This window comes from Kitasatospora sp. P5_F3 (assembly GCF_054049135.1).
Window position 1 is genome coordinate 162,276 of the sequence record NZ_JBFUMY010000005.1, and the last position, 25,475, is coordinate 187,750.

Below are 25,475 nucleotides of genomic sequence, written 5' to 3' on the forward strand. Positions count from 1 at the left end.
AGACCTTTAATAAAGAAGGACGGATAAAGCCCGCCCCTCCCACCTGCCGGAACATCGGGCGTGGGGCAGGCCCGGCGTCCTTCAGGGTGGAGGACACGGTGGGGCAGGGACAGCTCGCGGCAGTACCGGAGCCGAAGTACTGGCACCTGCGCACGGTGTTGGTGCGCACCATCGACGCGGAGTTCTCCACCGGTCAAATCCTCCCGAACGAGCGGGAGTTGGCCTCCAGGTTCGGCGTGGCCCGGGCCACCCTGCGGCAGGCGCTCGACCAGCTGGAGCTGGAGGGCCGCCTGGTCCGTCGCCGCGGCATCGGCACCCTGATCGCCGCCCCCCGGGTCGGCGTCCCGGTCAGCCGGCGTGAGGAGGGTTGGCCCGGCGCCGCCCGCAGCCAGTCCTGGCGCAGCGTCGACTGCGTGAGCGCCCCGGCCTCCGCGCAGATCGCGCTGGCGCTCGGCATCGCGCCGGGGGAGACGGTGCACACCGTCCGCCGCCTGCGGCTGGTGCAGGGTCAGATCATGGCCACCGAGTCGCTGCACGTTCCGGATGCGGTGCTGCCGCAGCTGCCCGCCGTCCCGCACGTGGTCGGCGGCGAGGGCGAGCCGGCCCGTTCGGTGCTCCGTCGGCTGGAGCGGCTTGGCATCGAGGGTGAGTCGCGTTCGGTCGAGCTCGGCGTCGCGGAGGCCGACCAGGCCGCGCTGCTGGAGCGCCCGCCGGGCACGCCGGTGCTGATCGTCACCAGCCAGTACGCCTCGGCCGGCCGCCTGGTCGCCGTCGCCGTCTCCACCTACCGGGCCGACACCTGCAAGCTCACCTTCGGTGAGACCGGTCTGGTCGAGGTCACCCCGGTCGAGGCCCAGCAGCCGGTCGGCGCAGCCTCCTGACAGCGTGACAGTGCCCCCGATCCGTCCGGTCCCGGACGGGCCGAGGCGCCAGGGGAGTCCACGGCGAAGAGCTGCTCCTCGACGGTGTCCAGCGCGACGCGCAGCGCGCCCATCGCCACCACCTCCTCGCCGAGTGCGGCGAGCGCCACCTCGGGTGCCCGGAGGCAGTAGAGCTCCAGCTGTTCGCGCAGCGGTTCCAACACGCCGTCAAGACCGGCCGCCCAGCCGCCGACCACCACGATCTCCGGATCGAGGGCCAGCACCAGCGCGGCGACATCGTGCACCAGCCGGCGCAGGAATCGGTCCATCGCGACCTGGGCCACCTGGTCGCCCTCGCGGGCGAGCCGGAGCACCCGGGCCACCGCGGCCTCGTCCAGCGGGTCGAGCGGCTTCCCGGTGGTGGAGAGCAGGCGCTCGGGAGTGGCTTCCTGGCCGAGCAGGTGCAGGGCGCCGATCTCGCCCGCCGCGCCGCCGAAGCCCCGGTGCAGCCGACCGTTGATCAGCGAACCGGCGCCGGGGCTGAGCCCGGCCATCACGAAGACCAGGTCGCCCTTGCCGACTGCCGCGCCCTGCCAGTGTTCGGCGATGGCGGCCAGGTTGGCGTCGTTCTCGATCATCACCGGGCACCGGAACGAGCGGCGCAGCCGCGCGCCGAGGTCGAGTCCGGTCCAGCCGGGCATCGCGGTGCCGAGCTTGACGGTGCCCTCGCGGTCGACGATGCCGGGGCTACCGACCGCGACCGCCCAGAGGCTGTCCCGGGAGACCCCGGCCTTGCGCAGCACCTCGGCGACGGTGGTGCGGGTCAGGGTGAGCCGCTCCTCCGGGTCGAGGGTCTCGGCCGCGGCTCTGGCGTGACTGCCGAGCACCTTGCCGGTCAGGTCGGCCAGGATGACCCGGATCTCGTGGACCCCGATCTCGATGCCGAGGATGTGCCCGGCCTCCGCCCGGAACCTGAACCAGCGGGCGGGGCGACCGCGCTGGCGGCCGCCGTCCTGGGACTGCTCGACCTCGGCGACGAGTCCGGCCTCGAGCAGGCCCTCGATCACGCCTTCGACGGTGGGCCGGGAGAGCCCGGTGTCGCCCACCAGTTGGGTGAGGGTGACCGCCTGTCCGTCCCGGAGTGCCCGCAGGGTCACCGCGGCGTTGATCCGACGCAGCAGCGAGGAGTCTCCTCCGGTGAGCCGATCCGCCAAGTCGCTGCCCTTCCGCAGATCGCGCGACAGCAGTGGCGCGCGTACCGAGTGCGCGGAGCCGTTCGTGCGTGCCCCCGCGTGATGAGCCGACCGGGCAGCGCGACACGGGGTACGGGCGCCGGAGGGCGTGAGCCGGATGCTACTCGGCGGGCCACCGACCCGCGAGCGTTTCCGCAGCTCATCACCTGTTCGGTATGAAAACGGTACGTAGCCCCGCCGGTCGGCGGTGTCAGTCTCCCAGCCGCCACACCGTCGTGGTCTTCACCGGGCGGTCCTCCAGGTCGGCCGCCGTCGGCACCTGGTAGACGGCCACCGAGCCGAACGCCGCCCGGGGCAGGTACGCCCGGCCGGGGTCGCCGATCAGGACCACCGCGCCCCTGGCGGCGGCCCGGGTCAGGAAGGGCAGCACCCGCTCGGCCATCGCGCGTTCGTAGAACACGTCGCCGGCGAGCACCACCTCGGCCGGTGCGCCGTCGCCGTCCAGCAGGTTCTCGCAGCGGGCGTCCACGGCCACGCCGTTCGCCTCGGCGTTGATCTGGATCGCGGCCACCGCGTAGGCGTCGATCTCGACCGCCGTCACCCCGGCCGCGCCACGCAGTGCGGCGGCGACCGCGACCAGCCCCGAACCGGCCGCCAGATCCAGCACCTTGCGCCCGGCTACCAGCTCCGGGTGGTCCAGCACGTACCGGGCCAGCGCCTGACCACCTGCCCAGGCGAACCCCCAGAACGGTGGCGGCAGGCCGATCTCGCCCTTGGCCTGCTCGGTCTGCTCCCACAGTCCGATGGCCTCGGCCGCCTGGTGCAGCTGCACTTCGGGCACGAAGGGTACCGGGGCGAGCCGGGTCTGCGCCCGGACGAACTCCTGGAGGGCTGCGGTGTCGACAACGGCTGAACTCATGCTCTGCCTTCCCACTGCACCAGACCGGCGCTGGTGCCCCCAGACCCTACGCCACCTGACGGGGCGTCAGCCGCCGCGTCCTTCGAGGTGGCGCCGGGCGGGCTCAGCTCGCGGTCAGCGGTTTGGTCCAGCGGCGCCAGCGGTCCTCGCGTTCGTAGCCTGCGGCGGCCCAGGTGTGGTGGGCGCGCTCGTTGTCCTCCAGGACCATGGCGTCGCCCCGGCGGCCGCCGAGGGTGACGAACCGGTCCTCGGCGGCGGCCAGCAGTGCCTTGGCGATGCCCTGTCGCCGGTGCGAGGGGAGCACCGCGAGTCGGTAGAGCGACGCCCGCCAGCCGTCCCAGCCGGCGATCACGGTGCCGACCACCAGCCCGTCCAGCTCCGCCACGATCAGGGCCTCGGGGTCACGCTCGATCAGCCGCGCGACGCCGGCCTCGTCGTCCGTGATGCTGGTGCCCTCGGCGGCCCGGGACCAGAAGGTCAGCAGGCCAGGCACCTCGGATCGGGTCGCGGTGCGGATCTTGATGTTCTCCATGGGGTCATGTTCTAGCAGCGGGTGCCCGCCGCGGCCGAGGCGATTTCTCACTCTGCGAGACGGCTTGGGCGTACTGCGGGCGTTCGCGCAGGAGGAGAGCGGCGGTCAGGGCCGGTGGAACAGCACTTCGGGAGCGTCCGCTGACGGACCGTCCAGCAGCGGCTGCGGGCGGCCCTTGAGATGCAGGTCGAGGAAGGCACCGACGTAGCGCCTGGTCAGCTCGGTGGAACGGGCGCCGGTGAGCGGGGAGGTGGGGTCGGGCAGGCCCAACTGGTCGCCGAGTACCGGGAGATCGGTGAAGCTGAAGTGGGTCGAGCCGGTGACGGTGAGCCAGCGCTTCCAGCCGTCCAGCCGGGGCCAGTTCGCATCCCAGGTCGGGTCACCGCCGGGGCGCGAGCTCTCGGCGCCGAGGAGCAGGAACGGGCGGCCGCCCAGATCGGCGGGGGACCAGATACTGCCGTCCAGGTCGATCCCGGCCCGGACCCGGCGGTCGGCTGCCATGGTGGCGGCGGCCGCCGCTCCGCCGATCGAGTGCCCGACCATGGCGATCCGCTGTCGGTCGATCAACTCGGCGTTGCGCCAGGCCGGGTGACGCCCGGTGAGCCGGTCCAGCAGGAACGAGACGTCGGCCGCCCGGCCGTCGGTTGCGGGGCGTCCGTCCTCGCCCAGCTGCTCGCAGGCCAGGCACTCCAGCATCCGACCGCCCGGGAAGGCCGTGCCGACGCTCTCGTAGGCGTGGTCGACGGAGGCCACCACGTAGCCCCGGGAGGCCAGGTCCTCGGCGAGTGCGCCCAGGCCGGCCCGGTGCACCCCGAGGCCGGGGGAGAGCACCACCAGGGGGTACCGGCCGCCCAGCGGGTGGGCGTCGGCGCGGGAGCTGACCCGGGTGCGGGCCAGCACGTCGGCGCGGACCAGCTGATCCAGGCGCCGGGCGGCCAGCAGCAACCGGGCTTCTTCGGTGCCGAGGTAGCCTGCGGCGTGGCCGGTGCCGGGGCGGGCCGGGTAGTACATGGTGACCATCAGCTCGCGCGGGCCCGACTTCGCCCAGTGGTCGACCCGGCTGCGGTCCACCAGGTGCAGGACGTCCTGGCCTACGGCGAACCGGCCGGTGGGGTGCGGGAGTTCGAGCTTCGTGCGGGCCTGCTGAACGGTGGCCGGGGCAGCGGCGGCGACGCCCGCGACGCCCGGGGCCAGCGGCAGGGCGAGAGCAGCGGCGAGCAGGGCGGCGGTGGCGGTCAGGCGTCTGTTCATGCCTCCGAATCTAGGCTTGGCCATCTGACGGAACGTCAACTCAGCGGAGGAGGCGGGTCATGCGACCGGATGAGGCTCCTCGTCCACCTGTGGGCGGACAAGGAGCCCCGCTACCCCCTAGGGCCGCACCCGGCAAGGTTTGCCCCGTCGCGCCGCCCGGCACGCACTCTCGCCGCACCGGTCAAAGGCCCAAGTAGCTCCGCTACGAGTGGCCTTCGTCCGGCACGCCGAGAGCACGCACCGAACGACGCGACGGGGCAAACCTTGCCGGGTGCGGCCCTAGTGCACGGAGAGGGTGCCCGACAGTGGCAGCTGCGCGGCGGAGGGCCCGGCCGTTGCGGTGAAGCTCCCCGGCTCGGTGCGCCAGGCGCCGTCGGCGACCGACCAGTGCTGCACCGCGCGGGGCGCCACCCGCACCGTCACCTCGACCCGTTCGCCCGGCGCAGCCGTGACGGTGGCGAAGCCGGCCAGCCAGCGGACCGGGCGCGGCAGGGCGCTGTCGGGCCGGGCCAGGTAGAGCTGCACCACCTCCCGTGAGGTGCGGAGGCCGGTGTTGCGCACGGTGACCACGGCGGTGAACGACTCGCCGGGCAGGACCTGTCGGGGCAGCTCCAGACCGAGATACTCCCAACTGCTGTACCCGAGGCCGTGGCCGAACCAGTACGCGGGCTCGGACCCCGTCCGGAGCCAGCCCCGGTGGCCGACGTCGAGGCCTTCCCGGTAGGCCAGCACGCCGTCGACCGGACGGGTGTCGAGCACCGGGACGTCGGCCTCGCCGGCGGGCCAGGTGGTCGGCAGCCGACCGCCTGGCTCGGCCCGGCCGAGCAGCAGTTCGGCCAGTGCGTCGCCGCCCTCCTGCCCGGGGAACCAGGTCAGCAGAACCGCCGCGACCTGCTCGCGCCACGGCATCAGCACCGGCCCACCGGAGTTGACCACCACCACGGTGGCCGGGTTGGCGGCGGCCACGGCCGCAACCAACTCGTCCTGCTCGCCCGGTAGTCGGAGATCAGGGCGGTCGAAGCCCTCGGACTCGTACTCCTCCGTGGTGCCGACCACGACCACCACCGCGTCCGCCTCCCTGGCCAGCGCGACCGCCGCCGCCGGCTCGGAGCCGCCGGGCGGGTCGGCGGCCAGGCTGAGGGCCCGGCCGTGCGCCGCCTCGACGGTGCGCCGGGCCAGCAGGGTGACCTCGCGGCCCGCCGGGAGGTCCAGCTCCACCTGCCGGTACGACGGGGAGACGTGCAGGTAGGTCGGGTCGTCGGACTCGGGAGCGACGTACTCGTCGACCAGGGTGCGGTCGTCGGCCCGGAGCAGGATCCGGCCGAGGCCGATCACGCCGAGCCGCCAGCGACCGCCGACCGGCGGGCGGAAGACGGTGCTGATCTCGACCGTCCGGGCCGTCGTCAGGTCCGTCCCGACGGACGGTTCGAGCACTCGGCCGCTGAGCCGGTGCTCGGTGTGGAGCTCACCCTCCAGGGCGTCCAAGTAGCGCACCAGCAGGCCGGGTTCGCCGGTCCGAGGGTTGCGGCAGTCGGCTGCCTCCAGCGGGGTAGGCCGGGTGCCGGTGCGTACGCCCGGCAGGTGGGACAGCTCCACCCCGGGCGGCAGTGCGGCGCGCAGACCGGCCAGTGGGGAGACGGTGGCGACCGGGAAGACCTCGGCGCTGCCGCCGCCCTGGGCCCGGGCGGTGGCGGCGTTCGGGCCGAGTACGGCGATCCGCCGCAGCCGGGCCGGATCGAACGGGAGCAGCCCGCCCTCGTTGCGGAGCAGCACCGCGCCGGCTGCGGCGGCCCGTCGGAGCAGGCCCCGGGTGGCCGGGTCGGTGGGGGTGGGCCGTGGCGCGGGGGAGGGGCCGAACGCGCGGACCCGGTGGGCGAGTCGGAGGTAGCGGCGGACCTTTTCGTCGATTACCTGTTCCGGTATCAGGCCGGACTCGACGGCGGCGACCAGCCGATCGCCCCAGTGCTCGTTCGGTCCAGGCATGGCGAGGTCGACCCCGGCCGCGCCAGGTCCCTCGGTGGAGTGCACCGCGCCCCAGTCGGAGACCACCAGACCGTCGAACCCCCACTCGCCCTTGAGCGGTTCGGTGAGCAGTGAACTCTCGCTCATCGACTCGCCGTTGACCCGGTTGTAGGCGGACATCACGGCCCACACCCCGGCCTCGACCGCCGCCTCGAACGGGGCCAGGTAGACCTCGCGCAGGGTACGTTCGTCCACCCGCGCGTCCAGGGTGAGGCGTTCGGTCTCGGAGTCGTTGGCGACGTAGTGTTTGGCGGTGGCCGCCACCCCGCCACTCTGGACACCGCGAATGTAGGCGGCACCGATCCGGCCGGTGAGCAGCGGGTCCTCGGAGAAGCACTCGAAGTGCCGTCCGCCCAGCGGGGAGCGGTGCAGGTTGAGGGTGGGGGCGAGCAGCAGGTGGACGCCCTTGCGGGTGGCCTCGGCGGCCAGCAGCGCACCGAGTTCCGTCACCAGCTCCTCGTCCCAACTGGCCGCGAGCGCCGTGGCGGAGGGCAGCAGCAGTGCCGTGTCGGTCTCGTCCCAGCGCTCGCCCCGGACACCCACGGGGCCGTCCGAGGTGACCAGCGGGCCGAGGCCGAGATCGGGCTCGGGGCTGGTACGGAAGGTGCCGCCGCCGGAGATCAGGCGGACCTTCTGCTTGAGGTCGAGGCCGGCGAGCAGACGGTCGATGGTGGTCATCCCTTCACGGCTCCCTGCATGATCCCGTCGATGACGTGACGGCCCATCACCAGGAAGGCCGCGATGACGGGGAGGCCGGCGACCAGGGCGCCGGTGAGGACGAGGGAGTAGTCCCGCAGGTAGCCACTGGCGAGCTCGGAGAGGGTGAGCTGGACGGTCGGGTTCTGCTGGGTCATCACGACCGTCGGCCAGTAGAAGTCGTTCCAGGTGGCCATGAAGGTCAGCATGCCGAGCACGGCCATCGCGGGCCGGGCGGCGGGCAGCACCACGTGCCGGTAGAGGCCGAAGGTGCGGCAGCCGTCGATCCTTGCGGCGTCGAGCAGTTCGTCCGGAACGGCGCCGAGCAGGTACTGCCGCATGAAGAACAGGCCGAAGGCGTTGGCGAGGGCGGGCACGATCAGGGCCTGCAGGTGGTCGGCCCAGTGGAACCAGTTGGCCATCATGATGTAGAGCGGGATGATGCCGAGCTGGGTCGGCACCATCATGGTCGCCACCACGGCGGCCAGCAGCGGACTGCGGCCGGGGAAGCGGAGTTTGGCGAAGGCGAAGCCGGCCAGCGTGGAGGTGAGCACCACGCAGACGGTCACGGTGCCGGAGACCAGCAGGGAGTTGGCCAGGGCCAGGCCCATCTCGGTCTGCTCGAAGGCCCGGCCGATGTTGTGGAACAGGTTGCCACCGGGCAGCAGCGCCGGCGGCACCGAGTTGATCTCGGTGTTGCTCCGGGAGGCGCCGACCACGGTCCAGTACAGCGGGAAGACCGAGAGCAGCACCGCGACGGCCAGGGTGACGTACACCCCTGCCCCGGCGCCGAGTTGACGGTTGCGGGCGGCGCGGATCATTCGGCGTCGACCCCTTTCAGGCGGCGGGCGGCGAGCAGGTTGACGGCGACGATCCCCACGATCAGCAGGAACATCGCCCAGGAGACGGCGGCGCCGTAGCCGTACTTGAACCGGCCCCAGAACTGGCTGTAGGAGTACAGCGCCAGGGTCTGGAACTGGTGCTGGGAACCGCCGCCGGCCGGGTCCTGCTGCTGACTGAACAGCAGGGGTTCGCCGAAGAGTTGGAGAGCCCCGATGGTGGAGACGATCACGGTGAACAGGATGGTGGGCCGCAGCATCGGGACGGTGAGCGAGCGGAACTGCCGCCAGCGGCTCGCCCCGTCCAGCGCCGCCGCCTCGTACAGCTCGTACGGCACCGACTGCATGGCGGCGAGGTAGATCAGCGCGTTGTAGCCCGTCCAGCGCCAGGTCACGATGGTGGCGATCGCCGTCCAGGAGGAGAGGGTGCCGGCCTGCCAGTCGATCCGGTCCACGCCGAACAGGCCGAGCACCCAGTTGACCAGGCCGAAGTCACGGCCGAAGAGTTGGACGAAGATCAGCGTGACGGCGGCCACCGAGGTGACGTTGGGCAGCAGCACACCGAGGCGCAGCAGGGTGCGGCCGCGCAGTCGGTGGTTGAGCAGGTGGGCCAGGCCGAGCGCGAAGAGCAGTTGGGGGACGGTGGCCAGCAAGCCGATGCCCAGGGTGTTGCGGAGCGCGTTGCGGAAGAACGGGTCGTCGAGCAGTCGGCGGTAGTTCTCCAGGCCCACCCACTGGCTCTCGCTGCCCGGTACATCCGCCCGCCAGCCGGTGAGCGAGACGTACCCGGTGTAGAGCAGCGGGAAGAGCCCGAAGACGGCGAAGACCAGGAAGAACGGGGCGATGTAGAGGTAGGGCGAGACTGCCCGGTCGAGGCGGCTGGCCGGTCTTGCCCGGGCGCGCCCSGGCCGGGCGGCGGTGGCCGGTACTGCCATGGATMCGTGCTCCTGACGGTGCTGGGCGGTACCGGCACCGGTGTCAGGGCCGGTGCCGGTACCGCGGTTCGGGGGGAGGTGACGCGAGGTCAGCCGGTGATGTTGGCGATGTCGGCCAGGGCCTTCTTCCAGGCCCCGGCGGCGTCGGTCTTGCCCTGCTCGACGGAGGTCAGCGCGTTGCCGAGGGCGGTGCCGATCTCGGCGCCGTGGGCGCCGAGCGGCTGCGGCTTCAGATCCTTGGCGGACTGCGAGAAGATCCGGCCGGTCGGCGCGTTGTTGAACAGCGGGTCGGTGTGCCCGGCGATCTCGGGCCGGCTCCAGAGCGCCTGGTCGGAGGGGAAGTAGCCCTTCTCGGTGAACAGCCAGGACTCCTGCTCGGGCGCGGCCAGCCACTTGGCCAGCTCGACGGCGGCGGTGGCGTGCTTGCTCTGCTTGGGCACGGTCAGGTACGAGCCACCCCAGTTGCCGCCCCCGCCGGGGATCCGGGCCAGGTCCCACTTCCCGCCGTCGGCGGGCGGGTTGGCCTTGAACTGGTAGCTCATCCAGGCCGGGCAGGCCACCGTGGCGAACTGGCTCTGCTGGAAGCCGGTGTCCCAGGCAGGGGTGAAAGCCTGGATCGCTGCCGACTGGCCGTCCTGGACGGCGGCGGCCACCGAGTCGAAGGCGGCCCTGACGGCCGGGTTGCTCTCCACCACGGGCTTGCCGGACTCGTCGTAGAAGCCGACCGGTGCCTGCGCGATCACGGCGCTGAACAGGTTGCCCGCGCTGTCGAACCAACGGACCTTCTTGTTCGGGCTGTTGGCGAGGAACTGCTTGCCGGCGGCGGTGTAGGCGGGCCAGTCGGCCATCAGGGCGGCGACCTGGTCGCGGTCGGTGGGCAGGCCGGCCGCCTGGAACAGGTCGGTGCGGTAGCAGAGTGCCATACCGCCCATGTCGGTCCCGAGACCGAACAGTGCGGAGCCGTTCTGACTGGAGGCGGGCGCGGTCTTGGACGGCACCCACTGCTCGCGACTCACCCCGTGCGAGAGGAAGTTGACGAACTTGTCGGCCTGCGGCTGGAAGCCGGCCACCTGGCCGATCTCGATGCCCTCGATGTCGGCGGAGCCGGAGCCGGCCAGCAGGTGGGCCCGGAGGTTCTGGTGGTGGGCGCCGAGATCGGCCCGGTTCTCCTTGATGGTGATGTTCGGGTGCAGCTCCTGATAGCGCTTGTACAGGTCGGCGTACCCGAAGTCGGAGAACAGGTTCACGGTGAGGGTGATCTTGGCGTTCGGGTCGTCCGAGGCCGAACCGCCGCTGCTGGAGCACCCGGTGGCGATCAGGGGCAGGGTGAGTGCGAGGGCGGCGGCCAGGCGGCGGGGTCTGGCGGAGCTGCTGGGCATGGGTGGATCTCCTGGGTGACGGCCGGGCGGGGCACGGCGGTGGAGGGATGCGTCGGCCGAGGCACGGGCGGGCGGATCGGAGCAGTGGGAGAGCGCTCTCCCGTGAGGCTGGAGCCTGGACCCGGCCGGGGGAGAAGTCAAGGGGGTCGGTCGAAGTCGGCGTCAGGCACCGAGTGCGCCAAGGTGCTTGACACAACGGAAACACCCGCGCAACCATCTCAACGCCAGGAGAGCGCTCTCCCACAGCGGACGCCCGACCCAGCCCTGCCGTCGCCCGGCCACCCCCTCGGAGCCGGCGGTAGGTGACGGCGCGGGTGCCCCCCTTCCGCACTGCTCACCTTGGAGAGTCCCGTCATGCTCAACTCCACTGTCCAGCAATCCACTTCGCCACCCACTCGATGGCGCTCGGTGGCCGGTCCGGTCGCGCTGGCGCTGGTCGCCGCGCTGCTGATGCTGTTTCCGACCACGGCGGCCCAGGCCGCACCCGCACTGCTCTCCCAGGGCAAGGCCGTGACGGCCTCCTCGGAGGAGAACTACGGCACCTCGGCCGCCAACGCGGTGGACGGCAACGCCGGTACGCGCTGGTCGAGTTCGAACTCCGACCCGCAGTGGCTCCAGGTCGACCTGGGTGCGGTGGCCGCCGTCAGCCAGGTGGTCCTGCAGTGGGAGTCGGCGTACGGCAAGGCGTACCAGATCCAGCTGTCCACGGACGGGGCGAGCTGGACCACGGTGTACTCGACCACGACGGGTGCGGGCGGGACGGAGACGCTGGGCGTCGCGGGTACCGCGCGGTATGTCCGGATGAACGGGACGGTGCGCGGCACCGGGTACGGCTACTCGCTCTGGGAGTTCCAGGTCTTCGGGACGGCCGGCGGTGCGGGCGGCTGCGGGGCCGCGAACGCCGCGCAGGGGAAGGCCGCCACGGCCTCGTCCGAGGAGAACTACGGGACCTCGGCGGCCAATGCGGTGGACGGCAACGCCGGTACGCGCTGGTCGAGTTCGAACTCGGACCCGCAGTGGCTCCAGGTAGATTTGGGTACCGCCCAGCCGGTCTGCCAGGTGGTCCTGCAGTGGGAGCCGGCGTACGGCAAGGCGTACCAGATCCAGCTGTCGACGGACGGTGCGAGCTGGACCACGGCGTACTCGACCACGACGGGTGCGGGCGGCACCGAGACCCTGAGCGTCGCGGGTACCGCGCGGTACGTGCGGATGAACGGCACCGTGCGCGGGACGGGTTACGGCTACTCGCTCTGGGAGCTGCAGGTCCGCACCGGCACCGATCCGACCACTCCGACCACCCCGCCGCCCGGGAACTGGACCACGCTGTGGAACGAGGACTTCTCGGGTGGGGCGGGCACCGGCCCATCGGCGGCGGACTGGATCGTCCAGACCGGCACCAACTACCCTGGCGGACCGGCCAACTGGGGCACCGGTGAGGTGCAGACCGACACCAACGCACCCGGGAACGTCGGGTTGGACGGTGCCGGGAACCTCAACCTGACCGCGCTGCGCAACGGCACGGCCTGGACCTCGGGCCGGATCGAGAGCCGCCGCTCGGACTTCACGGCTCCTGCGGGTGGCCAGCTGCAGATCTCGACCACGGTCAAGCAGCCCAACCCGGCCAACGGGCAGGGCTACTGGCCCTCGTTCAGGCTGATGGGCGCGGACAACCGGACCAGCCTCACGGCCTGGCCGGGCGCGGGCGAGATCGACGTGCTGGAGAACGTGAACGGCCGCAGCCAGCTCTCCGCCACCCTGCACTGCGGCACCGCTCCCGGCGGCAACTGCAACGAGTACAACGGGATGACCAGCGGCCTGGCGAGCTGCACCGGCTGCCAGACCGGCTACCACACGTACTCGGCGATCATCGACCGCAGCGTCACGGACGAGGAGATCCGCTGGTACCTGGACGGCCGGCAGGTCTGGCGGGTCAAGGAGTCCCAGGTCGGCGTGGCCACCTGGCGGAACGCCGTGCAGCACGGCTTCTACCTGGTCTTCAACCTCGGCATCGGCGGCGGCTTCCCGAACGCGGTCTGCGGCTGTACCTCGCCCGGCGCCGACACCTCCTCCGGTGGCGCGCTGAGCATCGACAAGGTGACCGTCTCGCAGACCACCGGCACCGCCCCCGCCCCGCTGACCGACCCGCCGGTGCCCACCGGCGCCTCCACCGTCAAGGTGACGGGAAGTCAGGGCAACTGGCAGCTCACCGTGAACGGCGCGCCGTACCAGGTCAAGGGCATCACCTGGGGCCCCGCCAACAGCGCGGCGGACGCCTACATCCGCGACCTCAGGTCGATGGGGGTCAACACCTTGCGCACCTGGGGCACCGACGCGGGCAGCAAGCCGCTGCTGGACACCGCCGCCGCGCACGGCCTCAGGGTGGTGAACGGCTTCTGGCTCAACCAGGGCGCCGACTACGTCAACGACACCGCCTACAAGACCAGCACGCTGGACCAGATCAAGCAGTGGGTGACCACCTACAAGAGCCACCCGGGCGTGCTGATGTGGGATGTCGGCAACGAGGTGCTGCTGACCACCCAGGACCACACCTACAACGGCACCACGGTCGAGCAGCAGCGGATCGCCTACGCCAGGTACGTGGAGGAGGTCACCAAGGCGATCCACGCGATCGACACCGACCACCCGGTCACCTCGACGGACGCCTGGACCGGTGCGTGGAAGTACTACAAGGACTACACGCCCAGCCTGGACCTGCTCGCGGTGAACTCCTACGGCTCGGTCTGCAACGTCAAGTCCGACTGGATCAGCGGGGGTTACACCAAGCCGTACATCATCACCGAGTCCGGCGAGGCCGGTGAGTGGGAGGTCCCGAACGACGCCAACGGCGTGCCCACCGAGCCCAGCGACATCGCCAAGCGCGATGCGTACCTGGCCAACTGGGCCTGCATCAGCGGCCATACGGGGGTCTCGCTCGGGGCGACGGTGTTCCACTACGGCACCGAGAACGACTTCGGCGGCGTCTGGTACAACACCGTGCCGAGCGGCTGGAAGCGGCTCAGTTACTACTCGGTGGCCAGCGGCTACGGCGGCAACCCGGGGAGCAACCGGCCGCCGGTGATCTCGGACCTGTCGCTGAGCAACACCGCGACCGTGCCGGCGGGTGGCACCTTCACCATCGCGGCCAACGCCACCGACCCGGACGGGGACCTGATCCGGTACCAACTGCTGTACTGCGCCAAGTACCTGGGCGGCGGCACCGGCTTCCAGCAGGTGGGCTTCACCCAGACCGCCGACGGCCGGTTCACCGTCACCGCGCCGAAGACGCTGGGCGTCTGGAAGGTCTACGTCTACGCCTACGACGGCCACGGCAACGTCGGCATCGAGACCAAGTCGTTCAGGGTGGTCGCCCCGCCGGTGAGCGGGACCAACGTCGCGCTCGGCAGGCCGACCACCGCCTCGACCTACCAGGCGGTCGGCAACGGCGCTCCGTACCTGCCCTCGTACGCTACCGACGGGAACTGGGGCAGCCGGTGGGCCAGTGAGTGGGCAGACGGCCAGTGGCTCCAGGTCGACCTGGGCCAGGTGACCAACCTGCGGCACGTGCAGCTGGGTTGGGAGGCCGCCTACGGCAAGGCGTACCAGGTGCAGAGCTCGAACGACGGCGCCAACTGGACCACGCTCTGGTCGACCGGCAACGGGAGCGGCGGCGTGGACGACTTCGACGTCACCGGCTCGGGCCGCTACGTGCGGCTGAACATCACCCAGCGGGGCACCGCGTACGGCAACTCGCTCTACGAGTTCGCCGTCTACTCCTGAGCCCCGAGGGACCACAGAACTCCCGGGGCCGGTCCTCGACTTCGGCCCCGGGTGATCCCCCCACCCGTTCGTTTGACCTGGAGGGTCAGATGAGAACTCGGTACCACCCCCGAGGCAGACCACGCCGGACAGCGTTGCTGGCCTCGTTCGCCATCCTGCTCTCGCTGCTCGGCCTGGGCAGCGCAACCCAGCAGGCGACCGCCGCGGACAGCCTGATCTCGCAGTCCCGGCCCGTGGTCGCCTCCTCGATCGAGACCACCTCGACTCCGGCCGGGGCAGTCGTCGACGGCGACAACTCCACGCGCTGGGCCAGCGAGTGGAGCGACCCGCAGTGGATCCGGATCGACCTGGGCGGCAACGCCTCGATCAGCCGGGTCGAGCTGCTCTGGGAGGTCGCGTACGCCAGCGGCTACCGGCTGGAGGTGTCCCCGGACGCCGTCAACTGGAGCACGGTGTACTCGACCGCCAACGCGACCGGCGGCAGCCAGACCGTGAACCTGGCGGCCACCGGCCGGTACCTCCGGCTGTTCGGCACCGCCCGGGCCACCGGGTACGGGTACTCGCTGTACGAGTTCAAGGTGTTCGGATCGGTCCAACTCGGCACCACGGGTTATGTGTTGGCCAACCCGCAGGTGACCGGTGTGAGTCCCTCCACGAAGGTGCCGCCGAACGCGTACTTCCACGAGTTCCAGGCGAACTGCTCGGTGACCCGGAATCTGCCGGACGACCCGATCGTCTTCCCGGGCCAGGCCGGCGCCTCGCACATGCACACCTTCCTGGGCAGCACTGTGACGGACGCCAACTCCACCCTGGCTTCGCTGCAGGCGGGTTCGACCTCCTGCGTGGCGCCGGGGGACCGGTCGGGCTACTGGATGCCGACCATGTACAACGGCAGCGCGCCGGTCCAGCCGGTCGGCCCGCAGGTGATCTACTACAAGACCGGGGTGATCGACTACACCAGCGTGCGGCCGTTCCCGCCGGGCCTGAGGTTCGTGGTCGGCAGCCCCAGCGCGACCGCGACCGAGTTCGCGACCAACCCGGGCTACGTGGCGGGCTGGGAGTGCGGGGACAGCTACCGCAACATCGACCTGCCGGTCAGCTGCCCGGCCGGCACCCAGATCAACCTGCGGTACCAGGCGCCGAGTTGCTGGAACGGTCTGTACCTGGACACGCCGGACCACAAGAGCCACATGGCGTACCCGATCAACGGTATCTGCCCCACCTCGCACCCGGTGGCGCTGCCGATGATCGAGTTCAAGATGGCCTTCCCGGCCGGCAGCGGTGACCTCAGCCAGCTGCACCTGTCGAGTGGACGGGGCTTCTCCTTCCACTACGACTTCTTCAATGCCTGGGACGTGCCCACGCTGGCCGCCCTGGTGAACCACTGCGTCATCGGTGGTCTCCAGTGCGACGCGCGCGGCTACGACGAGACCCAGCCCGGTCGGGGCGCCGCGCTCAACGCGCAGTACCAACTGCCCTGACCGAACCGTTCCGGCGCCGCGCCGGTGACCGTTCGTGCGGTCGCCGGCGCGGCATCGTCCGTCTGTTGTAGGGGAGTTGAGATGAGGAGTCGGATCTTCGGGGGGCTGGTGCTCGCGCTGGCGGTGAGCGGTTGCGCGGGAGCGCGGGCCGCCCCGGAGGCGCCGGTGTCCCCGGCGGCGGTGGTGAGCAAGGGACCGTCCGACGAGGCGAGGCTGGTCTGCACGGGTCGGACGGCCGAGCACATCTCCGGCGCGCTCGGGGTCGCCGCACGGACGCCGCTTCAGCCGAGCTGGGCCGAGCAGGTCTATGCCTGCGACTACGTCTACCCCGACGGCTCGACCATCCGACTGGCCGTCAAGGACCTGCCGGACGCGGCCGCGACCAGTGCGTTCTTCGAGGCGAAGCGGGCGGTGGCGGGGCCGGTCACGGTGGTGGACGGGATGGGGGAGGGAGCGTTCGCCCGGGCCGACGGTTCGGTGGTGGTGCGCAAGGACAACGCGGTGCTGACGGTGGACGTCGCGGCACTGCCCGCCACCTTCGGGGCCCCGCCGCGCTCGCGGGCCAATGTCGCGCTGACCGTGGCGACGACCGTGCTGATCTGTTGGGTGGAGTACTGACGTGAGTTCGGAGAGCAGTGGGAGAGCGCTCTCTCGCCGTGCTATAAACGACCCCATGAGCAGAGCCCTACCCTCGGCGGCCGATCGGAAGACGGCCACCCTGGAGGACGTCGCCCGGGTCGCGGGCGTCTCCCGTGCCACCGTCTCCCGGGTGGTCAACGGCGTCCGCAACGTCGACCCGGACCTCCAGCAGACCGTCCGGGACGCGGTCGCCGCCACCGGGTACGTGCCCAACGGCGCCGCCCGCTCGCTGGTCACCCGTCGGGCGGGGGCGGTCGCCCTGGTGGTCTCGGGCACGGGCGCCGCGGTGGACGACGAGGAGTCGACCCGGAGTCAGATCTTCACCGACCCGTTCTTCGGCCGGGTGGTCAGCGGGGTGTTCAGCGCACTCCGCCCGCTCGGCGTGCACCCCGTGCTGATGCTCGCCGACGACCCGGCGGCCCGGGAGCAGGTGCTCGGCTACCTGCGCCAGGGCAATGCCGACGGTGCGCTGGTGGTCTCCACCCACGCCGGGGACCCGCTGCCCGCCCTGCTGCTGGCGGCCGGACTGCCCGCCGTGCTGTTCGGCCGCCCGGCCGAGCCGCTGCCGCTCAGCTGCGTGGACGTGGCCAACCGGGACGGCGGCCGGCTGGCCGCCGAACACCTGGCCGGCCGGGGCAGCCGACAGTCCGTCACCATCGCGGGCCCGGCCGAAGTCCCCGCCGGTCGGGACCGACTGGCGGGCTTCCGGGAGGAGATGGCCAGGCGCGGCCACCCGTACGTACCGTCCGCCGAGGGCAACTTCACCCAGCTCGGCGGCGAGCAGGCGATGACCCGGCTGCTGGCCGAACACCCGGACCTGGACGGGGTGTTCGCCGCGAACGACCTGATGGCCAGGGGCGCACTGTCGGTGCTCGCCGACCACGGCCGCCGGGTCCCGGAGGACGTCGCGGTGGTGGGCTTCGACGACAGCAGTGCCGCCACCGTCGGCCGCCCGCTGCTCACGACGATCCGTCAGCCGGTCGAGGAGATGGCCGCCGAGATGACCCGGATCCTGCTCTCCCAACTGGCGGAGCCGACGGCCCGGGCCACCTCGGTGCTGTTCGAACCGGTGCTGGTGCTGCGCGCCTCCGCCTAGCGGCGCCCGTTCGGTCAGCGGGTGCCGGTGACGCGTAGGTTGGCGAGCACGGTGGCGCCGTCCGGAGTGGTGGCGAGGATGCGGCCGGAGCGGTGCCAGTAGGTGACCGCGTCGGCGTGCCGCCGCAGGCCCGGGGTGTGGCGGAGGTCGGCCCCCGGGAACAGGACGGTGGCCGTCGGGGCCGGGCGCGCGCCGCTGCCCGTGTGGAGCAGGAATCCGGTGCCGGCCGGGTCGGGCACCGGGAGCGCCCAGTGGTCGCCGTCGCCGATCGGGCCCGACGGCGCGATGCCCGCGACGTCGTCGGCGGGCGTGGGCGGGAGCCCGGCGACCAGGCTCAGGACGGTCCGGTCCGACGCCCCGTCAACCTCGTCGTCGGCTTGTGGTACGGCGGTGAGCAGCCCCGCACTCGCGAGCGGCACGCAGTGGTCGGGGTGGAACGAGTCCAGCGCCAGCCGGGAGCGCAGCTCCCAACCGGGCAGGTCCCAGCGCCAGAGCTCGACCAGCGGTGGGCCGTCGGGCAGCGGCGAGACCACGACGGCCGAACACTTGTCGGCCGTGCGGGCGACGGTGCCCACCAGCCGCTCGGGGCCGCCGAGTTCGCGCCAGACCACGGTGGGGCCGGGGGCGAGGGTGTCCAGTACCACGATGCCCTCGCCGTCGGCCGTGACCAGGTGGCGGCCGTCGTAGGAGCCGGTGATCTGCCGGGCGCGCAGCGTCGTCCAGGGGCGGATGGTGCGGGTGGCGAGATCCAGTCGGGTGATCTCCCTGGTCTGTCCGTAGCCCGCCACCAGGAGTGCGGAGCCGCCGTGGTCGGCGAGCACCAACTGGTCGGCGGGCACGTCCCATTGGGCCTTGGTGCGGCCGTCGGAGGTGAGCAGGTGGACGCCCGCCTGGCCGCAGGCGACCAGGACGGCGCCGGAGCCCAGCAGCGCCGCGTCCAGCACCGGCAGCGTGCCGGGGCGGTCGGCGGCGCTGTGTACGGCGGCGGCGCGCACGCCGTGCGGGGCCGGGCGGTGCGGCTTGGCGAGGTCGGCCACCACCAGCGGGTCGGCCCGGCCCAGCAGCCGCTGGTGGCTGGAGCGCGTGTCCCGCGCGTTGAGGTCGCCGCCGAAGCCGCCGTCCCGGACCACCGCGCGGGCCGCCGCCGTGGCGAGTTCGCGGTCCACGGCCGGGTCGGCGGCGGGGAGTCGGGCCAGCCCGGCGGCCAGCACCGACCGCCCGGTGACGGTCGGGTCGCCCCCGCTGTCGAGGACGGCCAGGGCGAGCGCGTGGGTCGCATCCCCCGCGCCGAGCGCCAGCAGGTAGGGCAGCGCGCGGCTGCGGGTCGCCCCGCCGAGGGCGACCGCTTCGCGCAGGTCGGCGACCGCCGAGGGGCGCAGGGACTCGTCCGGCCAGAGCACCTCGGCAGCGCCCAGGCGGTCGCCGGAGTCCCGGCAGTGTGCCGCCCAGGCGGCCCGCAACTCGCGTGCGGCGTCCGGGTCTTCGGCCGAGAGGCGTTCGACGGCCGAGGCGAAGACGCTCCGGCGGTGTGCCGTCCGGACGGCCCGCTCGCGCTCGCCCGCCTGCCACCATAGGCGGACCACCAGGTCGGCGGCGAGCTCCCGGCCCTCCGCCAGTTCGGCCGCCGCCGCAGGCCGGCCGTGCCGGGCCAGCAGCGCGACCGCCTCGGCCGGAGCGTCCAGCAGGTCGGCGAGGACGAAGGCGGCCTCGTCGATCCGGCCCGCACGCTCCAGGTCCTCGGCGGCGCGGCGGTAGAGCGCGGCGAGGTGCTGGTGCACGGAGCGGCCGGAGAGCGGGGACGAGGCGCTCGATTCGCCGGCCCGGGGTGTGGGGCGCAGCTCGCCCGTGTGGCGGCGGGGCAGGCCGAGGGTGAGCCAGGACTTCTGGCCCGCCGGCCGCTCGTCCGCCAGCCGGATCGCGTCCCGCAGTGCATCGTCCCATTGGCGCTGCTCGAACGACCTGGTCAGCTCACGCAGGTAGCGCGCGTGTCGGCCGCGGACCAGGTTGCCCGCCGTACGCATCGTCAGGCGGGCCAGCAGTGGGCCGAACAGCGGTCGGCGCGGTTTCGCGCGACCGGACGCAGCCTCGGCAGCGGTACCGGAGCCGGAGCCGGCCGCGGGCGGGGCGGCTGCGGCGACCCGCGCAATTCTGCGGGACCGGGCGACCGCCACGATGACGGCGAGTGCGAGTCCCAGCACCCAACTGCGCGGGTCGTGATCGAGGCCCACCCGGGCGGAGGAAGCGATCAGCAGCAGGCCGGCCAGCAGCGCCGCCACCGTGCTGACGGCGAGCGGCCCGAGCCAGGCCGGCGGGCGCAGTCGCGACGGGAACCACGCCCGACGGCGACGGGAGGCCGCCGGGGTGTCCTCGGTGAGCCGCCGGGTCCGCTCCGTCGGCGGCGCGATGCCGGCCGCCGCTCGCAGGTCGGGGCGCGGTTTCTCGGGCAGGGCCTCGACGACGGGTGCGGCCTCGGGCGCGGCGGCGCCGACCGGCCGTGGGCGGTGCACCGTGAGCCCGGAGAGGTCGAGCCAGTCGGACGGGTCCAACTCGACCAGCCCCGCGACAGACTGAGTGGTTGTCAGGCCGCCCGAGGCGAGGGCGAGTTGACCGGACATCGCCAGGGAGGTGTCGGCTCCGAGCGAGGCCGACCCTCCCGTACCCGTGCGCACCACGGGCAGCCCGGGAGCCCGGTCGGCCCGGATCTCCACAGCGGCTGCCAGGGTGAACAGCCAGCGACCGTCCGGCAGTCGGCGCAGTTCGGCGCCGTCCTGCCAGGACTCGAGCACCCGCTCGGCGGCCTCGGCCGCGCCGATCACGGGTACGTCGAGGACGAACCCGGTGGCGGTGACGGCGGCGCGGAACGCCGCGTCCTGGGTGGTGCTCACTCGGTGCCCCCGATCAGGAACTGGATGCGGCCGGTGGTCAGGTCGCCGATCACGATCCGGCCGGGCTGGGTCTCGGCGGCGATCAGCGGCCTGCTGGGGTGCACGGTGGGCGTGCCCGGGCCGCCGGAGAAGCGGGTCAGCGTCCGCACACCGTCGGCGTTGACGCTGCGCACCAGGTGACCGGCGCGGCTGAGGGTGATCAGCGTTGGCTGCGGTCCGTGGACGAGGCCGATCACCTCGGCCTGCTCGGAGAACGCGAGGCGGAACGCGGAGCCCTGCGCCGTGCGCACCTCCCAGGTCCGACTGTCGTGCGACCAGGCCTGGGAGCCGCAGCTGTGCACGAAGTGGTGGACGCCGCGTGCTTCGTCGTGCAGCCGGCCGTCGAACAGCCTCGGCTCGCGGAACCGGTTGAAGGGCGTGCGGCCACGCGTCCCCCGGCCGACCGCGCCGTCGTCGGCGACCCGGCCGTCCGGCCTGATCCGCCACCAGCGGCCGGCCAGCGGGAGCTCCAGATCCGCACTCCGGCGCAGCAGCGGCAGCACCGGACCGGCGAACAGCTCTGCCAACAGGGCGGGTTCGACCCCGAAGGCCGCGAGGTCGGCGGTGTTCGCGCCGGGCTCGCCGATCCGACGGCCGATGACATGGGTGGTGAGGCGGTCGCCCTCGACGCACAGGACGATCAGGCGGCGGCCGGTTCGCCCGGCGGCGAGCACCGGTCCTGGCAGGTCGTGGCGGTGCATCCGCAGGGTGGTGGCGCCGCCGCGGCTGTCGTGGTTCGGCAGGTTGACGGAGAACAGGGTGGTGGGCTGCTCTCCCCGGGCCAGCAGGGTCCGGGCCTCGGTGGTGAAGACGGGCAGGGTCGGGTGCCCTGCCTCCCCGGCGTTGTCGGCCGGTGCGGCGACGGCGACCGGACCGCCCCGGCGGAACTCCGCCCCGCGTAGCGCCCGGACGGCGATCCGGCTTGCGGGCAGCGGGAGTTCGGCCGTCGTACCGTCGAGCCTGATCGTCACGTGTGTCGCGCCGTCGGCTGACCAGCGGGCGGGCTCGCTGGTCAGGACCCCGGGGCGGGGCGGGATCCGCTCGGCCAGCCGGGGTGAGGTCAGCAGCCAGGCCTGGTCGGCAGCGTCCAGGCCCGCAAGGGCGAGTTCGACGTCCGAGGGCGTCGGGTCGGCGGGCCGGCGGGCGGCCAGCCAGGCCGGCAGCAGCTCGGCGAGGTCACCGGTCAGCGGGCGGACCGACGGGTTGCCGAGCACGCCGACGACCAGCTCGGTACCGCGCGCAGCCGCCCGGCGGTGCAGGACGAGCAGCGCGGCGAGCTGGACCAGCCGCCCGGCACCTGCCTGGGTGGGGCCGGCGTCGACCAGGGCGACCATCCGGCCGCGCACCGTGGGCTTGTTGAACTCCGGTGCCAGGTGCAGTAGTTCACCGTCCACCAGGCGGCGGAGGAACTCCTCGGGGTACTCGTCCGCGAGCAGCCACTCGGACGGCAGCAGCTGGTCAGGCCGCCCCGAGCGGGCGAGCCCGCCGAGGCCGTCGGGGTCACCGTGGACATCGGCCACCGGCTCGCGCTCGCCGACCAGGGCGTCCAGGCGACGCAGCAACGGGCCCAGCGCGACGGCGAGTTCGGGCGAGATCGCCGAGAGGGCAGCGGCCCACGGGGCGAGGGCGGCGGGCAGTCGGGAGGTCGTCACCGGCCGGGTCACGAGGTGCCGTCCGCTCCGCTGTCGGGATCGGTGCCGGTCGGCCGGGTGAACGGATCAAGCGCGTCCCCGGAGACGAGCGGCACCGGCGGGTCGGCGACCAGCGCGCGACCGGGGACGAGCACGCACAGCTGACCCTCCGCCGCGCCGAGAGCTCGGCGCCAGAGGGTGGCGGCGGGCGCGGGGCGGGCGGTGGTGGGCGTCAGCAGGCCCGCGTCCCGGCCCAGGTAGCGAGCGCCGTCCGCCCACGGCAGGTCCTGCTCCGCGCCGAGTACGAGCAGCACCCGGTCGGTGGCGGGCAGGCTCGGACCGTCCTCGGCGAGTACGGCGAGGCGGGCCCCGCCACGGACCCGCTCCCGGGCCGCGACGGCCAGGCCGGGTACTGCGGCGCCGACCGCGAGCACGGCGACGGACGGCAGCGGCGGCTCGCGGCGCTCCCATTGGAGGGGGAAGGACGGGCCGAGCTGGGCGAGGGTCACGAGGGGGTTACCGCCGCGACCAGCTCGGCCCGTATCCCGGTCAGCGCGGCCGGCAGGTCGGCGGGGTCGAAGCCTGCGTCGATCTCGCGCAGGGCGGCCTCCAGCCGCAGCCGCGAGTCCCGTCCCTCGGGCAGGCCCCGGTGCTCGGCGAGCAGCGCGGTGCCGGTGTGGGCCAGCCGCTCGGCGCGGGCGGCCGTGCTGCGGGAGAGCTCCTCGGCGGCGTGCACCAGGCTGCGGTTGGCGGACTTCTCCACCAGATCTGCGAGGGTGTCCCGGGCCAGCGCCTGGGTGTCGGCGGTCGGGGCGACCAGCGGCAGCACCCAGAGGTCGCGCGCGGAGGCGACCGTACGGCCGTCCAGCACGGCAGCGGCGGCGACCAGCTTCTGCGAGCGCACCGCCCGTCGGTCGCTGACCGGCACCCCGGCGCTGCGCAGTCGGCGCAACGCCGTCCCGACCAGCGGGGTGACCTCGTCGAGGTCGCAGGCGCGGGCGGCGGCGGCCAGCCGGTCCACGGCGGCGAGCATGCTTCCCGGGGTGCCGTGGGCGGTCGGCGCGGCGGCGGGGCGGCGGCCGGCCTCCAGCAGCTCCTCCAACCGGGCGTCGGCCACCGGCTCGACGAACACCCGGGCCAGGAAGCGGTCCGCGAAGGCGGCCAGCGCCGGGTCCTCGGGCAGGTGGTTGGCAGCTCCCACGCAGATCCGCAGCGGGCTGGCGAGGACGGTCCGGCCCCGGCGGAAGACCCGTTCGTTGAGCAGTCCGAGCAGGGTGTTCAGCACCGCCGTGGAACCGAGGAAGACCTCGTCCAGGAAGGCGATCTCGGCCTCCGGGAGCATCCCGGCGGTCTCGAACTCGACCCGGCCCTCCCGGAGTCCGCGCAGATCGACCGGGCCGAACAGCTCGTTCGGCTCGGTGAACCGGCCGAGCAGGTACTCGAAGTAGCGGCCGCCGAGCTGACCGGCCATCCGGCGCACGGCCTCGGACTTCGCGGTGCCCGGCGCACCGACGACCAACAGGTGCTCCCCCGCGACCGCACAGAGCATGACCACCTCGGCCACCGTCTCCCGGTCGACCATGCCCCGGCCCGCGGCGGCCACGGCGGCGCCGACCAGTTCGGCATCCGCAGCCAGCGGCGAGCGGTCGGGTGCGGCGGGGATGCTGTTCGGGTCGGTACTGATCTCGGTCACAAGCAGGGGATTCTACGGGCCCGTCATTCCCACCTACCAGCGGGTTTCGACTTGGTCGGGGCAGGAGACCGGGGAGGTTCGGGCTCGCGGACAGTGCCGAGCCCGAACCCCCTGAAGCGGCGTCAGGCCTGGAGGGCGGCCTTGCGGCGGCGGTCCACGACGGCTGCCGCGATCAGCACGACGGCGGCGGCGACCAGCGACAGGTACATCTGCGTGCGCCCGTCGGCGTCGGTGAACATGTACACCATGACGAACCCGATCAGGCCGATCGTCGCCCAGGTCAGGTAGGGGTACAGCCACATCCGGACGGTGAGGCGCTCGGGCGACTCCCGCTCGATGATCTTCCGCATCCGCAGCTGCGAGAAGCAGATCACCAGCCAGACGAAGAGCGCCACCGCGCCCGAGGAGTTGATCAGGAACTTGAAGACGGTGTCCGGTGAGGTGTAGTTGAAGAACACCGCGACGAAGCCGAAGACCACCGAGGACAGAATCGCCGTACGCGGCACCCCGCGCGCGCTCACCCGGGCGAAGGCGCGGGGAGCGTCACCCCGCTGCCCGAGCGAGAACGCCATCCGGGAGGCGGTGTACAGGCCCGAGTTGAGGCAGGAGAGCACGGCCGTCAGCACGATCACGTCCATCACCCGGCCCGCGCCCGGGATGCCCACGTGCTCCAGTACCGCGACGTACGGGCTGCCCTTCACCGAGGCGTCGTTCCACGGCAGCAGGGTGACCACGATCGCGATCGAGCCGAGGTAGAAGACTCCGATCCGCCAGATCACGCTGTTGGTGGCCTTGCTGACGGCCTTCTCCGGGTCGGCGGACTCGCCGGCCGCGAGGGTGACGATCTCGCTGCCCATGAAGGCGAAGACCACGGTCAGCATGCCGGTGAACACCGCTCCCACCCCGTGCGGGAGGAAGCCGCCGTTGCCGGTCAGGTTGGTCATGCCGACCGCGTCGGTGCCGGGCAGCAGCCCGAACACGGCCAGACCGCCGATCACGATGAAGGCGATGATCGCCACCACCTTGATGCCCGCGAACCAGAACTCGAACTCGCCGTACGAGGCGACCGAGAACAGGTTGGTCGCCGTCAGCACGGCCATCACCGCCAGGGCGAACGCCCACTGCGGCACGCCGGGGACCCAGGAGTTGAGGATCTTGGCGCCGGCGGTGGCCTCGACCGCGAGGACCACGACCCAGAAGAACCAGTAGAGCCAGCCGATGCTGAACCCGGCCCAGCGGCCGAGCGCCCGGTCCGCGTAGGCGGAGAACGAACCGCTCTGCGGGTCGGCGGCGGCCATCTCGCCGAGCATCCGCATCACCATGACCACCAGCACACCGGCCAGCGCGTAGGACAGCAGGATGCCGGGGCCGGTGGAGGCGATGCCTGCGCCGGAACCGACGAACAGGCCGGCTCCGATCACGCCGCCGATGGCGATCATGGACAGGTGCCGGTTCTTGAGCCCGGCCTTCAGGTGGCCGCCGTCCGATGCGCCGTGGTCCGGGGTCTCCGGAGGCGACGCGGCCTGGGTGGTGGTGTTCGCACTCATGGGTGAGGGTGCCTGTTGCCTTTCCCACGCGGCTGACCCTTCGACCTGTTGTGCCGAAGAG

The 25,475-nt window shown here is 72.7% G+C and carries 18 protein-coding genes; 5 read left to right on the forward strand and 13 right to left on the reverse strand.

What is annotated here, in order from left to right; all coding sequences use genetic code 11:
* The first annotated feature begins 98 nt into the window (after positions 1–98).
* Complete coding sequence (locus ACXJMZ_RS04060) at positions 99–881, forward strand: GntR family transcriptional regulator (RefSeq protein WP_457028584.1); 783 nt, start codon at positions 99–101, stop codon at positions 879–881.
* Here ACXJMZ_RS04060 and ACXJMZ_RS04065 read toward each other — a convergent pair.
* From ACXJMZ_RS04065 to ACXJMZ_RS04100, 8 genes are all read right to left on the reverse strand, one after another.
* Entirely contained in the window at positions 785–2,074 is a 1,290-nt protein-coding gene (locus tag ACXJMZ_RS04065; RefSeq protein WP_457028585.1) for an ROK family protein, read from the reverse strand. The genes ACXJMZ_RS04060 and ACXJMZ_RS04065 overlap by 97 nt on opposite strands.
* A 229-nt stretch (positions 2,075–2,303) precedes the next feature.
* Positions 2,304–2,972 carry a class I SAM-dependent methyltransferase gene (locus ACXJMZ_RS04070; RefSeq protein ID WP_457028586.1) on the reverse strand — a complete coding sequence of 223 codons (669 nt, stop codon included), beginning with the start codon at positions 2,970–2,972 and terminating at the stop codon, positions 2,304–2,306.
* Positions 2,973–3,075: 103 nt separating this feature from the next.
* Positions 3,076–3,504 (reverse strand): GNAT family N-acetyltransferase, encoded by a 429-nt coding sequence (locus ACXJMZ_RS04075; protein WP_457028587.1) that lies wholly within the window; start codon positions 3,502–3,504, stop codon positions 3,076–3,078.
* 105 nt (positions 3,505–3,609) lie between these two features.
* A complete protein-coding gene (locus tag ACXJMZ_RS04080; RefSeq protein WP_457028588.1) occupies positions 3,610–4,755 on the reverse strand; it encodes an alpha/beta hydrolase family protein in 1,146 nt (381 codons plus the stop codon).
* Between the two features lie 279 nt (positions 4,756–5,034).
* Entirely contained in the window at positions 5,035–7,455 is a 2,421-nt protein-coding gene (locus tag ACXJMZ_RS04085; protein WP_457028589.1) for a glycoside hydrolase family 3 C-terminal domain-containing protein, read from the reverse strand.
* Positions 7,452–8,294 (reverse strand): carbohydrate ABC transporter permease, encoded by an 843-nt coding sequence (locus tag ACXJMZ_RS04090; RefSeq protein ID WP_457028590.1) that lies wholly within the window; start codon positions 8,292–8,294, stop codon positions 7,452–7,454. The genes ACXJMZ_RS04085 and ACXJMZ_RS04090 overlap by 4 nt, the downstream gene beginning before the upstream one ends.
* The gene (locus ACXJMZ_RS04095; RefSeq protein WP_457028591.1) at positions 8,291–9,247 is read right to left on the reverse strand and encodes a carbohydrate ABC transporter permease; all 957 of its coding nucleotides are present in this window, start codon (positions 9,245–9,247) and stop codon (positions 8,291–8,293) included. The genes ACXJMZ_RS04090 and ACXJMZ_RS04095 overlap by 4 nt, the downstream gene beginning before the upstream one ends.
* Positions 9,248–9,336: 89 nt before the next feature.
* Positions 9,337–10,626, reverse strand: a complete 1,290-nt coding sequence (locus ACXJMZ_RS04100) for an ABC transporter substrate-binding protein (RefSeq protein ID WP_457028592.1) — start codon at positions 10,624–10,626, stop codon at positions 9,337–9,339.
* 450 nt (positions 10,627–11,076) lie between these two features.
* On the opposite strand from ACXJMZ_RS04100, the gene ACXJMZ_RS04105 reads away from it, so the two are divergent.
* The 4 genes from ACXJMZ_RS04105 to ACXJMZ_RS04120 all read left to right on the forward strand — a co-directional run bounded on the left by ACXJMZ_RS04105 (position 11,077) and on the right by ACXJMZ_RS04120 (position 17,619).
* Positions 11,077–14,403 (forward strand): discoidin domain-containing protein, encoded by a 3,327-nt coding sequence (locus tag ACXJMZ_RS04105; protein WP_457028658.1) that lies wholly within the window; start codon positions 11,077–11,079, stop codon positions 14,401–14,403.
* An 89-nt stretch (positions 14,404–14,492) separates the two neighbouring features.
* Positions 14,493–15,884 carry a DUF1996 domain-containing protein gene (locus ACXJMZ_RS04110; protein WP_457028593.1) on the forward strand — a complete coding sequence of 464 codons (1,392 nt, stop codon included), beginning with the start codon at positions 14,493–14,495 and terminating at the stop codon, positions 15,882–15,884.
* A gap of 81 nt (positions 15,885–15,965) precedes the next feature.
* The gene (locus ACXJMZ_RS04115; protein WP_457028594.1) at positions 15,966–16,502 is read left to right on the forward strand and encodes a hypothetical protein; all 537 of its coding nucleotides are present in this window, start codon (positions 15,966–15,968) and stop codon (positions 16,500–16,502) included.
* A gap of 55 nt (positions 16,503–16,557) precedes the next feature.
* On the forward strand, positions 16,558–17,619 hold the full coding sequence (locus ACXJMZ_RS04120) for a LacI family DNA-binding transcriptional regulator (protein WP_457028595.1): 1,062 nt from the start codon (positions 16,558–16,560) through the stop codon (positions 17,617–17,619).
* Positions 17,620–17,633: 14 nt separating this feature from the next.
* On the opposite strand, the gene ACXJMZ_RS04125 is transcribed toward ACXJMZ_RS04120, so the two are convergent.
* The 5 genes from ACXJMZ_RS04125 to ACXJMZ_RS04145 all read right to left on the reverse strand — a co-directional run bounded on the left by ACXJMZ_RS04125 (position 17,634) and on the right by ACXJMZ_RS04145 (position 25,414).
* The gene (locus ACXJMZ_RS04125) at positions 17,634–20,504 is read right to left on the reverse strand and encodes a bpX6 domain-containing protein (protein WP_457028596.1); all 2,871 of its coding nucleotides are present in this window, start codon (positions 20,502–20,504) and stop codon (positions 17,634–17,636) included.
* Positions 20,501–22,195, reverse strand: coding sequence for a hypothetical protein (locus ACXJMZ_RS04130; RefSeq protein ID WP_457028597.1), 1,695 nt, complete (start codon positions 22,193–22,195; stop codon positions 20,501–20,503). The genes ACXJMZ_RS04125 and ACXJMZ_RS04130 overlap by 4 nt, the downstream gene beginning before the upstream one ends.
* 8 nt (positions 22,196–22,203) lie before the next feature.
* Complete coding sequence (locus ACXJMZ_RS04135) at positions 22,204–22,683, reverse strand: bpX5 domain-containing protein (RefSeq protein WP_457028598.1); 480 nt, start codon at positions 22,681–22,683, stop codon at positions 22,204–22,206.
* Positions 22,680–23,867 carry an AAA family ATPase gene (locus tag ACXJMZ_RS04140; protein WP_457028599.1) on the reverse strand — a complete coding sequence of 396 codons (1,188 nt, stop codon included), beginning with the start codon at positions 23,865–23,867 and terminating at the stop codon, positions 22,680–22,682. Before ACXJMZ_RS04140 ends, ACXJMZ_RS04135 begins: the two co-directional genes overlap by 4 nt.
* A 122-nt stretch (positions 23,868–23,989) precedes the next feature.
* Complete coding sequence (locus tag ACXJMZ_RS04145; protein ID WP_457028600.1) at positions 23,990–25,414, reverse strand: amino acid permease; 1,425 nt, start codon at positions 25,412–25,414, stop codon at positions 23,990–23,992.
* Between the last annotated feature and the right edge of the window lie 61 nt (positions 25,415–25,475).

What these genes read in the sequence shown, in the direction of transcription:
- ACXJMZ_RS04115 (WP_457028594.1), top strand. Translation starts at nt 15,966, where the DNA reads ATGAGGAGTCGGATCTTCGGGGGGCTGGTGCTCGCGCTGGCGGTGAGC.
- ACXJMZ_RS04110 (WP_457028593.1), top strand. Translation starts at nt 14,493, where the DNA reads ATGAGAACTCGGTACCACCCCCGAGGCAGACCACGCCGGACAGCGTTG.
- ACXJMZ_RS04100 (WP_457028592.1), bottom strand. Translation starts at nt 10,626, where the DNA reads ATGCCCAGCAGCTCCGCCAGACCCCGCCGCCTGGCCGCCGCCCTCGCA.
- ACXJMZ_RS04070 (WP_457028586.1), bottom strand. Translation starts at nt 2,972, where the DNA reads ATGAGTTCAGCCGTTGTCGACACCGCAGCCCTCCAGGAGTTCGTCCGG.
- ACXJMZ_RS04145 (WP_457028600.1), bottom strand. Translation starts at nt 25,414, where the DNA reads ATGAGTGCGAACACCACCACCCAGGCCGCGTCGCCTCCGGAGACCCCG.
- ACXJMZ_RS04105 (WP_457028658.1), top strand. Translation starts at nt 11,077, where the DNA reads ATGCTGTTTCCGACCACGGCGGCCCAGGCCGCACCCGCACTGCTCTCC.
- ACXJMZ_RS04120 (WP_457028595.1), top strand. Translation starts at nt 16,558, where the DNA reads ATGAGCAGAGCCCTACCCTCGGCGGCCGATCGGAAGACGGCCACCCTG.
- ACXJMZ_RS04090 (WP_457028590.1), bottom strand. Translation starts at nt 8,294, where the DNA reads ATGATCCGCGCCGCCCGCAACCGTCAACTCGGCGCCGGGGCAGGGGTG.
- ACXJMZ_RS04075 (WP_457028587.1), bottom strand. Translation starts at nt 3,504, where the DNA reads ATGGAGAACATCAAGATCCGCACCGCGACCCGATCCGAGGTGCCTGGC.
- ACXJMZ_RS04085 (WP_457028589.1), bottom strand. Translation starts at nt 7,455, where the DNA reads ATGACCACCATCGACCGTCTGCTCGCCGGCCTCGACCTCAAGCAGAAG.
- ACXJMZ_RS04080 (WP_457028588.1), bottom strand. Translation starts at nt 4,755, where the DNA reads ATGAACAGACGCCTGACCGCCACCGCCGCCCTGCTCGCCGCTGCTCTC.